Origin of the sequence: Actimicrobium sp. GrIS 1.19 (assembly GCF_035984655.1) — a bacterium.
In the GTDB taxonomy this organism is placed as follows: domain Bacteria; phylum Pseudomonadota; class Gammaproteobacteria; order Burkholderiales; family Burkholderiaceae_D; genus Actimicrobium.
Genome location: NZ_JAXCHT010000018.1, coordinates 22,717 through 37,819, shown reverse-complemented (window position 1 = coordinate 37,819; position 15,103 = coordinate 22,717). Strand labels below are relative to the sequence as shown.

The following is a 15,103-nucleotide window of genomic DNA, read 5'->3' as shown; positions in this document are numbered from 1 at the left end:
ATCGAAATTTTCGGGAACTTTTCAGACACACAAATTAACTTTTGGAATTAAAAATTCCACATGGAAACTTATTCATTGAATAAGACAGTTAATACATTGTTACGTGATCCGAATGGACTATCAATGATGGTCTGAACAGTCCCTAAAAATGGTGTACGCGCTGGTGAGTCGTGCCACCAATTCTTTCTATAGTTCTAACACTTGTGGGAAGCAGGCAGGACCGGCAACCAGGGGTTTGAAGAGTGGCTCGCTCATAGAGTCAGGACGCAAACAGCAGTTGTGCCAGGACCCGAATTTCACTTGCCCTGCCGACATGATGTTGGCGCAAATTGATGCATTACCTTTTTCTCTAAAACCTCTGGGAGTTACCTCATGAAATTGCAACTTAAACTTATCGCCGCTGCTGCACTGATCGCTGTTGCTGGTTCGGCTTCGGCTTCGATCCAGCAGGGTAATGCACTGGCAGCTGGCGGTGGCGAGCTGGTGTTCTTCGCCTACGATGCAACACAAGGCAAATCGTTCCAGCAAGACCTCGGTATGATTTTCAACAACTTCTTGCCAACCAATGCCTCCCTGCCAAACTTCAGCGCTTCGGTGCTCGGCGCCAACTGGACCAGCTACTTGGCTTCAGTCGGTGGCTCGCTGGCCGGCACGACATGGGGCGTGGTTGGTGAATATAAAGGTAGCGGAATCCAGGTTAATGGCCAACGCTTGATGACCACCGTTGCAGCCGGTACTACAGCTGCTCAACTGGCCGCTCAGTCGACCAATAAATTGGCCACCGCTGTCGCTGCGGCTAATGCTAACTTCCTCGCTTTGAACGCCACCAATGTGGCCGATGCCAACGTTGCTGTGAACGCATCGTATGTCAATGCGTATGACTTCACCGCAAACGTCGGTAACAATCTGGGTAGTGGTTTGACCTTCTCGAATGCCAATGCAATTGGTACCGCTGCAGCGTTTACGTATTTTGCACGTACTACTACTGGCGCCCTGGCAGCCAACACAGCCTATAACAACGCCTTTTCGTTCAACTTCGATGGTTCGAGCATCTCCGCTGTAACCGTCTCGGCAGTTCCAGAGCCAACGACCTACGCAATGATGATCGCTGGTCTGATGCTCGTCGGTGGTATCGCTCGTCGTCGCAATTCGGCCAAGTAATTTTTTGAAGGTGGCGCGCCAGGTATCTGCGCGTCACCTTTCTTGACAACATCAATTCAACCCACTTATCGAGATATCAACATGAAAATCAAATCAATCGTTGCTGCATGCGTCGCACTGTGCTCCGCTTCAGCTTTCGCACTGCCGCTGGACATCACATCGCAAGCACCAGAACTGACGTTCTACATCGGCGGCGCTTCCGCACAAAAAGGTGGTGTGTCGGTCGTTGTTCCCGCCGATTTGTTCGCCACGCCAGCTGATGTAATCAAGGTCACCGAAGTCGCCGGTCAAAAGACCGTCGGTTTCTATGGCATGTCACTGGCAAAATTGACAGGCGGCACATCAGTGCGTCTGTACGTTGCTTACAACAGCACCAACGGTTCAGCCCAAGGCGTGAACCAGTTGCTGTCGAACGCCAAGAACGAAACCGAAAGCAAGATCGTCACGGTTGGTAATGCTGGTTGCTCCGCTGCAGTTGCTACGGCAATCACCGCAACAAGCCCGAATGGCTACGCTTCGACATGCTCGACACCATCAGTTGACGGTGTTGAAGTTGACATGGCGCTGGCTGACGTGTATCCGGGCGAGCTGGTGCCGGGTGCTCTGGTTCTGGCCCCAGTCGGCGGCGCCGTTGCGCTGTCCGACCTGACCATCAAGCCAACCGCATTCCAGGGTTTTGGCGTGGTTGTCAACTCGGCCCTGTACTCCGCTCTGCAAACCGCCCAGGGTTTGGTCGGTGGTAGCGATACTGCCGCAAACCAGCCATCAATCACCCGTGCTGACTACGCCAGCTTGATCTCGGTGCAAGGTTCGATCAAATCGGCCGGCCAGTTGTTGGGTAATGGCGATGCAACAAACCTGACAGTCGTTCGCCGCACCGACACTTCGGGTACACAAGCTTCGTCAAACCTGTTCTTTGCAAACAACTACTGTGGTCTGCAGGGTCGTTTTGGCGCGTTGACAACTGTTGGCGCTGCTGATGCTCAATACACCGGTGCAGATCCATACATGGTCACAGAAGAGAAAGGCACGGGCGGCGTGACGGATCGTCTGACCACTGGCAAGGCAACTGCTGTCGCTGGGTACGGTATCGGTGTCATCTCGCTGGAAAACCCAGCAGTGACCACCGCTGGCGCATGGCGCTACGTGAAGATCGATGGCGTGAGCCCGAACTTCAAGGCTGACGGCACTGCCGATACGCTGAACCGCAATGCATTCGCTTCGGGCCGCTATCCATTTGCTTTCGAAATGTCGGCAATGTACAAAACCGCTGCCCCAGCAATCACCCAAGCCTTGGCTGAAAAAGTCATCACCGGTCTGAAAGATTCGACCAAGCACAACCTGACGGGTATCGCTTACCTCGACGGTTTGACATACGCAGCTGGCGGCAAGCAGTCGTACGTCAACCGCGGCGGCAACAACTGCCAACCTGCAATCAACTAAGACTTAGCAAAAGGGTGGTAACACCCTGAAGGTCGCAGTCCGCGACCCCTCTAAATCAGAGGGGTCGCTTTTTTGATTTAGGCATTCCACTTTCCCTTGGTTAGCTGGAGGGGAATGCGGAATGCTTATTTTCGCTTGCGCTGTTGTGTGAATCTTCATTTTCCGATGTGCCGATGCAATGCCCGCAGTCATCAACACGTAACAAAAAAACCAGATACTCCCGTTGCCATGAAAATCCGACACTTCCCATCCTTTTTGCCATCTTCCATCCTTCTATCGGGAATGTGTTTGGCGCTCTCGCTTGCGTTCGCGGTTGCACCAGTATCGGCACAAATCGCATCGCCGGAAGCAGCCGACGCGCCGCGCTTTGACATCTTCGAATATCAAATCGATGGCAACAGCCGTCTGGCGGATATCGACATCGAGCGGGCCGTGATGCCTTACCTTGGAGAGCGTAAAAGTCTGGTGGAAGTCGAAGCCGCCCGTGCCGAACTGGAGCGTACCTATCACGATGCCGGGTATCTGACCGTGGTGGTGTCGATCCCGGAACAGAACGTGGACTCGGGTGTCGTTGCGCTCCATGTGGTGGAGGCAACGGTTGATCGCTTGCGCGTCAAGGGATCCGAATACCACACGCTCAGTGGTATCAAGGCACAAGTACCGGAGCTGGCTGAAGGCAACGTGCCGAACTTCAATCAGATGCAGGCACAGCTGGGGACCGTCAATCGCGGTGCTGACATGAAGGTCACGCCAGTACTCCTTGCCGGAAAAGTGCCCGGTACGGTGGAAGTACATCTGGATGTCGAAGACAAGTTGCCGCTGCATGGCAGCGTCGAATTGAGCAATCGCCAATCCCCAAATACCTCTGAAGCGCGACTGTCGGCTTCGCTGCGTTACGACAATCTTTGGCAACTCGGCCACAGCATTGGCGTGTCGGTGCAAACTTCACCGCAAAAAACCGACGAGGTGAAGGTGTTGTCCGGCACCTATGTGATGCCGCTCGGTAAAGATGGCGATGCCTTGACACTGTATGCGGTGCGCTCGCGCAGTTCGGTCGCATCGCTGGCCAATTCTCCTGGCCTGGGCGTTTTGGGTAACGTGGATATCTTTGGACTCCGTTATGCATTGCCCGCAGCGAGCTCCGACGATTTCGCCTACACGTTGTCGGGCGGACTGGATTTCAAGAATGTGAAGCAGGCGGTGTCCGTAGTTGGCGCCGGTTCGGTTGAAACACCGATCAAATACGTGCCACTCGTAGCGACTTACACGGCGAACTGGTTCGGCAAGAACACGTTAACCACCTTCGACGCGACGGCGACCTTGGGATTGCGGAGCTTCTTCGGCAATAACGACGCCGAGTTTGGCGGCAAACGTTTTGGCGCAAGTGCTGACTATCTGGCGTTGCGCACCGGTTTGTCGCGCGTGCAGCCGATTGGCCGCTGGTCGGTGTCCGGCAAGGTTGAGATGCAATTGGCGTCCGGCCCACTGGTCAGCAACGAGCAATTTACCGCTGGCGGTGCCGAAAGCGTACGCGGATATCTGGAAGGCGAACGGGCAGGTGATTCCGCATTGCGTGCTTCGCTGGAGCTGCGTACACCGCAATTCAAACCCGCTGGCGAAACTTCGCTGTGGGCTGTCACCGCGCTGGCATTTGCCGACGCCGCACGTCTGCGTACTTTCGAGGCAGTCTCGCCCCAACCCGCCATTCAGCAAATCCGCGGCGCCGGCATCGGCATGCGAGTCAGCGCGCCACGCGCATTGGCGCTTGAGCTCGATTGGGCGCATGCATTTGACGATGGCGATGTCACCAAAGCCGGCAGCAACCGGGTCCATGCCCGCCTGATTTGGGATTACTGATGAACCAGCTCACTGAATCAAAGAAGAAAATCATGCGCACCCTGCCATCGTTCTATCGACGTTTGCCTGGATTGGCCAGCGTTACCGTTCTGATGGCGACGGGCGCACTCGTGTGCGTCGGCGCTGCCGCGCAAACAGTGCGCACGCCGCGGATTGCGACCAGCTTGCCAACGGGCCCGGCGAGTCAACCGCTGGCAGTGGGCAGCACCACCGTGCGATCGCCACGCACCGTGGCCGGAACCTTCGCGCCTTATTCGGTGAGCGGCAATACCGCAACCATCACCCAGACCGGCCCGGCCGGTATCTTGAGCTGGGAGGGCTTTGACATCGGCTCCGACGCGACCTTGAATGTCGTGCAGCCCTCGTCAACTGCGGTGTTGCTGAACAAAGTCGACGGTGGCCTCAGCCAGAGTTTTATCGATGGCGCGCTCAATGCCAACGGGCATGTGTACATCTACAATCCAAACGGCATTGTGTTTGGTAAGACCGCCAACATCAATGTGAACACGCTGGTCGCGACCACGCTGAAGATTGACGATAGCCGTTTTCTGGGCGGTATCCTGCAGCCGAATCTGGCACCGATTTTTGCCGCCGACCCGTCGTATGCAGGCACGCTCGGTTCAGTTCTGGTTGAGGGCGATGGCAGCGGCAGGGCCTCGCTCAACGCCCAGCGTGGCGGGAAGATTTTACTGGTAGGACAGAGTGTTACCAACAACGGCGCCTTGTCCGCGCCGGATGGGCAGGTCGTGTTGGCTGCTGGCGGTAAGGTGTATCTGGCCGCACCAAGTGATGCCAGCATGCGCGGCGTTTTGGTTGAAGTTTCCAACAGCAATTTGACAACTGCCGGCGGTGCCGCAACCAATGGCGCCACCGGTATGATCAATGTCGAGCGCGGCAATGCCACGCTGGTTGGTCTTGCAGTCAATCAGCTTGGCAATGTCTCGGCGACGACTTCCCTCAATTTGAACGGATCAATTTATCTGCGCGCCAGAGATGGCGCTGACAAGGGCGCCGTTACTGACAATGCGACGGCTACGCACGGCGGCACGCTGACCTTGGGAGCCGCCAGCCGGACCCAGATCAGCGTGGTCGACGACAAATCGACCGGCACATTCGGACCAACCGATCCAGCGTTCAAGCAGTCGCAGGTGGACTTGTCGGGTTCGCACATTTTCATCCAGGACAACGCGCAGATTCTGGCGCAGAGCGGCAACGTCTCCATCACTGCGCGGGCAAATCCAACGTCCCCGGACGTGATCCAGAACGACAGTAGGGTCGATTTTGGCGCCGGCAGTTTGATTGACGTCTCCGGCGGCAAGGACACCAAACTGGCAGCCGACAGCAATGTGATTGCCGTGCAGTTGTTGTCCGAGGTGGCCGACAACGTGTTGTTGCGCACCTCATCGCTGCGTGGAAAAACGCTGCGCTTCGATATCCGCAAGACCACGCAAATTGCTGACATCAGCGCTGACATTGCGAAAATTGCGAGTGGGGTCGGCGAGCGCACCGCTGTTGGCGGCAAGGTCACGGTGATGTCGGAGGGAGACATCATTCAACGCGCCGGAAGCACCATCAATGTCTCCGGCGGGCAGATCGGCTATTTGGCCGGGTACGTCAACACTACCAAGTTGAAATTTGGCGGATCGTTGTATGACCTGAGTACTGCCTCGGCCAACCGGATTTACGACGGTGTCGTCGACCTGCCTAACGGACGCAATTTCGAGGCCGCTTACTTCAATGGCAAGGACGCGGGCACCGTGCAGTTCTCCGCACCGGTCATCGTCATGCAAGGCGCATTGAAAGCCGACACCGTGCTTGGTCAATATCAACGCGAAGTCGGCTCCACCCTTCGTCCTCTCGGTGGCAAGCTGATCATCGGCAACGACAGTATCAGTAGTTTGTCGACTGCCAATCTGTTTGGCGCCGGTTACTTGGGTGAGATCGTCATCGGTGGCGCCACCACGTCCAGTGCTGTGGCACCTGCCGCAACTGACGCATTTGATCTCCTCGGCAGTGCGGATCAGGCATTGCTGGCAAAACGGCTGGATCTGGATAGTGTGGCGTTGGCCAAAGCTGGCTTCAGCCGCATTACCGCGGTTACTGCAGGCGATATCAACGTGGTCGCCCCGGTTGCGCTGGCTGCTGGCGGCGAATTGGCAATGGGCACGGTCGGCAATATCGCGTTCAACGCAGGGGTTACCGCGCGCGGTGGCAGTGTCAGCGCCAAAGCACTCGGCACGACGACCGTCAATGATGGCGCAAACTTTGACCTGTCTGGCACCTGGCGCAACGATGCTGCCGTGTCCAGCCCGAGCCGTGATGGCAACGGCAATGCGACCGGCGATGTTGTGACCAAGGGCGGCAAACTCGACCTGTCCGGCAGTGAATTAACCATCGGCAAAAATGTAGCGATCGACGTTTCCGGCGGCGCGTGGTTGAGTGCGCAGAAAAAGCTCAAGAAAGGCGATGCCGGCAGCATCAGCCTGAAAGCCATCATCACCGATGCGTCGCTGGCCGGTGGCTCCTGGTTACGTCTGGATAACACGGCGTCGCTGTCGGCCTACAGCATGGGCAAGGGCGGTACGTTGAACCTGCAGGGGGCGAATGTTTTTGTTGGCGGGGCCATCCCTACATCGAATCCGGAGAATGATCTCTATCTGCAGGAAGCCCTGTTCTCGCAAGGCGGTTTTACCAAATTCGATATCGGCGCATTGGGCAATCTTGACGTTGCCGCCGGTGCAAGCCTGTCGCCGCGCGCCAGCAGCTGGCGCTTCAACGACTTCAAAGGTTACGCGTCGGTGGCCTCCGGTTCCATGCGTGACGTGGCCGCACCGGCCTTGCTGGACGTTGCCGGACCGGCTGGTTCTCGCACCCCGACCAGTGTGACGTTGCGCGCCACCAGCGAAATTGACCCCACGATTGGCAATGTGCGCTTCGGCACCAACGCCAGTCTGACAACGGACCCCGGTGCGACAGTGACACTGCTGGCGGGCAATCAGCTGACTGTTGATGGCACCATTGATGCGCCAGCCGGAACGATCATCGCCGGCTTGACGCCGCAAGTCGGTGCAGCAACTACGTTTTATAGCGACACCCGCAGCATTTGGTTTGGCGCGAATGCCCACTTGATGGCACGCGGCAGCGCCGCCTTGCTGTCGACCAACGGCAACGGCATCACCACCGGTGAAGTACTCGATGGCGGACGCATCCAGATTGGTCAGGTACTTGCCTCGGGCGGGTTGACTTCGGCGACTGGTTACATCGTCGCTGAGGCCGGTTCCACCTTCGACGTCAGTGGCGCTGTTTCGGGGCCGGTCAGTTTCCTGTCCGGGCGCAATGTGACTGACCTGCAGCAGATATCCAGCGCTGGCGGATCGATTGATCTCCAATCGCGCGAAGGCATCCTGTTCTCGGGCGCAGCACGCGGCAGTGCGGGTGGCGCTGGCTCGAATGGCGGCAGCCTGTCGATTGCGATTGATCGGCAGAATGTGGCGCTTAACGGCGAAACTGGCGCGCCCGTCTTTACGCTGACCAATGGTGCAGCCAATGGCCACATTCCGACCGGCCTGAAAGCCGGCGACAAAATAGCTGACCTTGAAGGTCAGGCGTGGCTGGCAACCGACTCGTTTTCTGGCGGGGGATTCGCACGCCTTGGACTGAAGAGCCAGAACTTGATGACGTTCTCGCTGACTGGCGGTCCGCTGTCATTGAATGCCGCCATATCGATCATTCTGGATGCGCCGAATTTCACCGCGACCAATGCCGGCAGCAACAATGTGATCGCTCTCAATGCCGCCTACGTCCAGTTTGGTAATGCCGATTCCCGCTATCAGACTGCACAAAACAGCATTGCGACCGATGCCGGCAAGGCCGCCTTGACGATCAACGCCAACACGATCGATCTGATCGGCCATACAAGTCTGCAAGGCTTCAGCAAAGCGAATTTCAATGCCGCCGAAGATGTTCGCCTGGTGGGGGTTACCCGGGCCGATTTGTCGCAGCCGCAGACCACCAAGCCTGCCGACAGCACGGATTTGAGCGCGCTTGGTCAGCTTGACGTTACTGGCGACGTGACTCTTCGCGCCAGTCGGATCTACCCGACGACCCTAAGCAAATTCACATTGAACGCAGTGGGGGCCAATAGCACCCTGTCGTTTGCCAACAATAGCCGCACGGCCGTGCTTGACACCCCGCTGTCGGCTAGTGGCGTGCTGATCGGCCAAGCCGATCACATCGTGCAGGACGGCTGGGTCGTCGCACCGTTTGGCAGTATTCGCTTCGACGCGCGCGAGGACATCAACTACGCCGCCAACAGCATTACTTCGGTCGCCGGCAGCGGATTGATTCCGTTTGGCCGGGTCGAAAATGGTCGTGACTGGGTGTATGACTATGGCAATGGCAACTCGGTCGCCTTCAAGCTCAATCCTGGTGCCACTGGCAATCTGGTCGAAAGCGGCTTGCCCGAGAAATCGATCACCGCCAAAGCCCCAAGCATCAAGACAGCCCTTGGCGCAACCCTGGACCTGACCGGCGGCGGGGATCTTTATTCGTACGAATTCACGCCGGGCTCGAACGGCACAGCCGACGTTCTCAAAAGCAGCGGCACGACCGCCGCCGCCAAGGTGTTCGCGATCAATCCGAACTTCACGTCCAGCGTCGCGCCGCGCGATTTCCAGTACGGCCAAGACGGCGGCCTGCTGCCCGGTGACCGCATTTATCTGTCGGCCATCGCTGCTGTTCCCGGCAAAGCTGCCGTACCGGCCACGGCGACTGCTGCCGCAATTGCCGCAGTGCCCGGCACGCCAGCATTGGCCGCCGGTTATTACACCTTGCTACCAGCGCACTATGCCTTGCTCGATGGTGGGCTGAGCGTAACGCTGGCGCCAAACAGCCGCGATATGTCATCGACCAACAATGTGGTCAATCTCGATCACTCGGCAACGGTTGCGGGCAATACGACCGCATTTGGTCTCGGTGCAGCGCGCACGTCCGGCTTCATCGTCAGCTCCGGTGATGTGATTCGCCGCCGCGGGGATTATCAGGGCTACACCGGCAACGCCTTCTTCACCGCGCAAGCTGCGGCAACTGGCGTCGCCGTAATCGCACTGCCAGCCGATGGCGGGCGGGTGGCATTTGATGCGATTCAATCGCTGGTGCTGGCCGGCCAAATCAAACTTGGCGCTACGGGAACGGGACGCCGAGGCAGTGCAGACATCTCTGCGCCGGACATCGTTGTTGTGGCCGACAAGGACCAAGTGGTGGCTGGCAATGCACTCAAGCTCGTCGCCAGCGATCTGACTGCGCTTGGCGCCGACAGCCTGTTGCTGGGTGGATTGCGCGACTTGCAAGCGGATGGTAACCATGTCACCGTCGGCGCAAACAGCGTGACGGTACAGAATGACCAGAACCACGTTCTGAGCGGTCCGGAAATCATTCTGGCCGCACGCAATACGGTGCTCGTTGATGCCGGTTCAGTCGTCAAAGGCGAGGGCACGCTGCGCCAGAAACCACAGAACCTGATTATTTCGTCAACCGATTCGAGCGGCAACCAGATCGGCACCGACGGCGCATTGCTGCGTCTGAGCGGCGGTGCTGCAGTATCGATCTTGCGTGATGCGCCAGGACGTAATGCCGGCCTTCTCGACATTCGTCAAGGCGCCGTGATCGCGGCGACTGGATCGGCCTACCTCGATGCGACCATGGACACTCGCTTTAACGGCAATTTCGCGCTCGCTGGCGGCGCTGCGCTCGGACTCGGTGCTGCCCGCATCAGTTTGGGCGATGGCATCCCTCAGGATGCGGCGGGCTTGCATTTTGATACCGCCGGATTGACGGCGTTAAGCGCCCTGTCGGCCCTTGAATTGAATAGTTATTCATCGATTGACCTGTATGGCATTGTCAAGCTTGGCAGCGCGGCCACCACCAAGCTCACGCTGCGCGGCTCAGGCCTGCAAGGCTACGATACGCCTGCCGACGTACGCCCTCGACAGGCAAGCCTTGTTGCCGACACCGTGCAGTTTGCCGGTGCGACCAGCGCACTGGCGCCTTCGGGTTCGACCGCAGGTGCTTTAGGCGTGCAAGCCCGCAATATCGAGTTCGGCACCGGCGCGTTTGCCATCAACGGTTACGGAAACAGTGTTCTCAACGCCAATGGCGAAGCGCGTGCGGTCGGCATTGGCAGCCTGGTTGCGCAACAAGACCTGACACTGGCAGCAGGTCGCATCGTTGCCAACGGCTTGAGCAATGCAACCGTCCAGGCAGTGGGACATCTGACCCTGACCAATTCGGCGCAGCCACTAGCGGCGACTACCATCGCACCAATGGGTGGCCGGCTGAATTTTCTCGGCGATACCATTGTTTCGGATGCGCAGATCAAGACGCCATCTGGCCAGATCAACCTGCTGGCCGATAACGGCGTGCGGGTTTCCGGTGGCAACATCAGCGCCGCGGGTTCCTCAATTACCTTCGGCAGCACTACGGCCTATGCCGGCGCAGGCAGCATTACCCTTAACGGAGGCACCGGCAACGTCGCAGTCGATACGGCGGCAACGCTGGATGTGTCGGCTGTCGGCGCTGCCGCAGGCAGTTTGACCGTCAAGGCGGTCGCTGGTACCGCCACGATGGATGGTACCTTGCTGGGCGGCTCGTCTGCTGAACAAACACGTGGTCGCTTTGCAATGGACGTGGCGAGGCTGACCAGTGCCGGCCAGTTCGATGTCCTGAACGCAAAACTCAACAACGCCGGCTTCACCGAGTCGCGCGACTTCCGGGTGCGACAGGATGACGTGACGTTGTCAGGCTTGCTGCAGGCACACCAAGCCGTCATTTCTGCTGACAACGGCAACGTTACGATTAGTGGCGCCATCGACGCCACCGGGAGCAAGGGCGGAAGCATCGAGTTGTACGCTTCGCAGGCCAGTGCAGTCGGCACATCCGGGAATGTCCGCCTCGCCAACGGAGCCACTTTGTTGGCCAGGGCTACCGTCGCGGCGAGTAATGTGGCCGGGTCCACCGGTGACGGCGGTCGCGTCGTTATTGGCACGGGTAACGCCGATGGCAACATGGCCGGATCAAACGCGGTGGGCAGCAATATCAGTCTTGAAGCGGGTTCCACGATTAACGTCAGCGGACTTGGCGCGGGCGGTAGCGGCTCGGTTCTGCTGCGCGCTCCGCGGGTCGGTAGTTCCGGTGGCGATGATGTGGCGATCAGTCATATTGATTCAAACATCGTCGGCAGTACGCAGACGACAATTGAAGGCTACAAAACCTACACCACCACCAAAGTCAGTCAGCTTGCTACGGTCAGCAACGGCGATGGTACCTACAGTAACTTGCAGGTCGCCAGCGCAGCGCTGAATGCGGTTGGCAATCCGGTCGGCCTCATTTACTCCGAAGGTACCGGCTTTGCCAACAACGTCGCTGCCATCAACGCTCGCCTCGGGGCCAATGCTGCATCGGTGCAGGCTGGTATTGATATTCGTTCGACCGGTGACCTGTTGGTGTCGGTCAATGAGACCGCAACCAATGCGGAAGACCGTGGCTGGAATTTGAATGCATGGCGCTTCAATAATGCACCCGGTGCGCTGACCTTGCGCGCAGCGGGCAACCTGACGATTGCCGGATCGATCAGCGACGGCTTCGTCAAGCCGCAGACAACAGTTATCGCCAACAAGAAGCTCTCGATGCCGACCTGGGCGCTCGATAACAAGGCTTCCTGGAGTTACCGTCTCGCTGGAGGTGCCGATCTGGGCGCAGCCAATCCGCTCGCGGTCAACCTCAGCAGTGCAAACGGCGACGTCAGTCTGCAGTTTGCCCGCAGCAGTTCGAGCTTGACCGATCAGCCAGTTTCCCTGGTGCGTACCGGCAGCGGGCGGATTGATGTTGCCGCCGGCCGCGACGTGGTTCTTGGCACCAACGGCAATACGAATCCAAATCTGGTGGTGGCTGCGACAATTTACACCGCCGGGATGCACATTGACACTGTCGCTGCGAATAACTTCGCAGCGCCGACGAGTTTCATCAATAGCCAGTACGGTGCAGCCACGACGGCAAAATCAGCCGCCGAGTTTGCCGGTGGTGGTGGTGGGGTGACAATTCACGCGATGCGTGACGTGGTCGGCGTACCCGTCCCGCAATTGATCAACAACTGGCTGTTCCGCCAAGGGCGGACCACCATTGATGCCAATGGCAACACCGTCTTTGCGAAAGTGTTGAGTACCACGCTCAATACCGCATGGTGGTCGCGCTTCGATTATTTCAATCAAGGCGTTGCGACATTTGGGGGCGGCGACATCAGCGTGATTGCCGAGACCGGTAGCGTCAGGGATCTCTCCGCCAGTGTTGTGACCAATGCCTACGTACCGGGAACGTCGCCAAGTGGGAAGCTGGTCGAAAGTGGCGGCGGTGATCTGGTCGTGCGCGCGGGCGGCGATGTGCTGGGAGGCGCGTTCTACGTCCAGAAGGGCGTCGGAACGATCAACGCGGATGGGGCAATCAAAGCCGGCTCCAATTTGTTGCTTGATCCAACCAGCACCACTGGCATCCCCGTCGCCCTCAATACCATCCTTGCTCTTGGCGACGCGAAATTTGGCGTCACTGCCAGAGAGGGCGTTGCGCTGGAAAGCGCGTTCAACCCAACGCTGACTCCACAGAGCAACGCAAATTACGGTGTAACCAGGACGCCGAACAGTTTGCTGGCGGCACAAAGAACGAATTCATTCAGCAACTTCTCGACTTACGGCGACGACAGCGGAGTCCGCTTGACGGCAACCGCTGGCGATGTGCTTCTGTCGAACAGGGCAGGACTGCTCGGCATTGCCGGCGGTCCGACCATTTCGCTCGATGGTGGCACCTACAATCGCCTATTCTCGTTTTTGCCGGGCAGCGTTGATGCCATTGCAATGTCGGGCAATCTGAGCAGCGAAAACGGGTTTGTGATGGCGGGAGCGCCGCGTGGCCAACTGTCGCTATTGGCGGGCGGCACGGTCGATCTGAAAAGTCCAAGACTGGTGTCGATCGTCATGCTGGACGTCGGTGCCGATGGGTTCTCGCCATACAGTGCACCCCGGGTTCTGAGACTCAGTAATCCCGGCGAAGGCGACAGCGCCTTGCTGGACGGTACGCAGAACGGATTGTCGTACCACAGCCCGACCGGGCTGCACACAGTCGATGATGCGTCAGTTCGTGTCATCGCATTGACAGGTGATGTCGTCGGCGACAAAAATCAGGTGGCCTCACTCATCCTGTCGAAGAAAGCCGAAATCATCGCCGGCCGCGACATTCAGGATCTCGGCTTCAAGGTGCAGCACCTCGCAGCCAGTGATGTGACCCGTGTGGTCGCCGGTCGCGACATCGTCGACTCGACCATCATTTCCGATGGCTTGAATCCAAACGTGGTTGGTCACACCATCACCGGCCCCGGCCACGTCGACTTCATCGCCGGTCGCAACTTCGATCTCGGTGACGGCTCCGGTATCGTAACGCGCGGCAATCTGGATAATCCTTACCTCCCGGCTGGTGGCAGCAGCATCAATATTCTGGCCGGTAGCAACAGCGCCGACTACAGCGGTTATGCGCGCAAGTATATTGACGCCAAGGATCTGTCGACGGCGGATCAGACTGCGATGATTGCCTACGTCGCCGCGCGCCAGCCAGCCATTAGCAGCAACGCATCGGCCAACGATGCCTGGGTCGCCTTCAAGACCTTGTCGGTGTCGGATCAAAACGCGTTTCTCGACGCCCGCAAGCCAGACCTAAACAAGATCTTCTTCGCCAAGCTCACCGAGTCGAGCAAGATCAAGGATCTGGTTGTATTCGATGCCCAGATCGCGTCGCTGTATCCAACGCTGAATCCAGCTGGCGGCAACATCAATGTCTTCGGCAGCCAGTTGAAGACGGAGCAGGGCGGATCCATCAATCTGTTCGCACCGAACGGTTCGGTGTTCGCTGGATTGGCAAACACGCCGTCGTATCTGAAGAAGCTCGCTTCAACGCTGGGCATCTTCACGGTACGTGGTGGCGAAGTCGCATCGCTGGTCAAGACCGATTTCCTCGTCAACCAAGGCCGCGTGTTCACCCTCGGCGGCGGCGACATTACATTGGTCTCGCAGTACGGCGACCTCAATGCCGGCAAGGGCACCAAAACAGCGTCGTCGGCACCGCCACCGTTACTGACAACTGACCAATTCGGCAACACCGTCATCGACATCTCAGGCTCCATCTCCGGCTCCGGTATCGCCACCCTGAAAACCGCCGACGACCAGCCCAACAGCAGCATCTATGCTGTCGCACCACGCGGTACGTTCGATGCTGGCGACGCTGGTGTGCGTTCATCCGGTTCAATCCAGATCAACGCCGCCTTCGTTCTGAACGCGGGCAACATCGTCGCGTCAGGCAGCGTCTCCGGCGTCCCAGCCGTCGAACCCTCAGCCTCGGCCAGCGCCGCCATCCCCACCAGCGCCACCCCCCGCGTCGACGACATCGCCAAAACCCTCGCCGCGCAAACTCCGCAAGTGGCCAGTACCTCGACCACGTTGTCGGTCGACGTGCTCGGCTTCGGCGACGGGTCGACCCCAGCTCCTGCCGAGTCGAAATCATCCGACCCTGCCGACGAAAAACGCAAGAAAAAACAATCCAATTAAAC

The 15,103-nt window shown here is 58.4% G+C and carries 4 protein-coding genes; all 4 read left to right on the top strand.

From position 1 onward, the window contains the following. Positions 1 to 372 precede the first annotated feature (372 nt). Positions 373 to 1,161, top strand: coding sequence for a PEPxxWA-CTERM sorting domain-containing protein (locus RCH09_RS13305; protein ID WP_326941592.1), 789 nt, complete (start codon positions 373 to 375; stop codon positions 1,159 to 1,161). A gap of 81 nt (positions 1,162 to 1,242) precedes the next feature. Then, a complete protein-coding gene (locus RCH09_RS13300) occupies positions 1,243 to 2,604 on the top strand; it encodes a hypothetical protein (RefSeq protein ID WP_326941591.1) in 1,362 nt (453 codons plus the stop codon). A gap of 288 nt (positions 2,605 to 2,892) precedes the next feature. After that, positions 2,893 to 4,461 (top strand): ShlB/FhaC/HecB family hemolysin secretion/activation protein, encoded by a 1,569-nt coding sequence (locus RCH09_RS13295; protein ID WP_326941590.1) that lies wholly within the window; start codon positions 2,893 to 2,895, stop codon positions 4,459 to 4,461. Further along, a complete protein-coding gene (locus RCH09_RS13290; protein WP_326941589.1) occupies positions 4,461 to 15,101 on the top strand; it encodes a filamentous haemagglutinin family protein in 10,641 nt (3,546 codons plus the stop codon). The genes RCH09_RS13295 and RCH09_RS13290 overlap by 1 nt, the downstream gene beginning before the upstream one ends. The last annotated feature ends 2 nt before the right edge of the window (positions 15,102 to 15,103 follow it).

Coding starts and splice junctions, on each gene's coding strand:
- RCH09_RS13305 (WP_326941592.1), top strand. CDS start 373: ATGAAATTGCAACTTAAACTTATCGCCGCTGCTGCACTGATCGCTGTT.
- RCH09_RS13300 (WP_326941591.1), top strand. CDS start 1,243: ATGAAAATCAAATCAATCGTTGCTGCATGCGTCGCACTGTGCTCCGCT.
- RCH09_RS13290 (WP_326941589.1), top strand. CDS start 4,461: ATGAACCAGCTCACTGAATCAAAGAAGAAAATCATGCGCACCCTGCCA.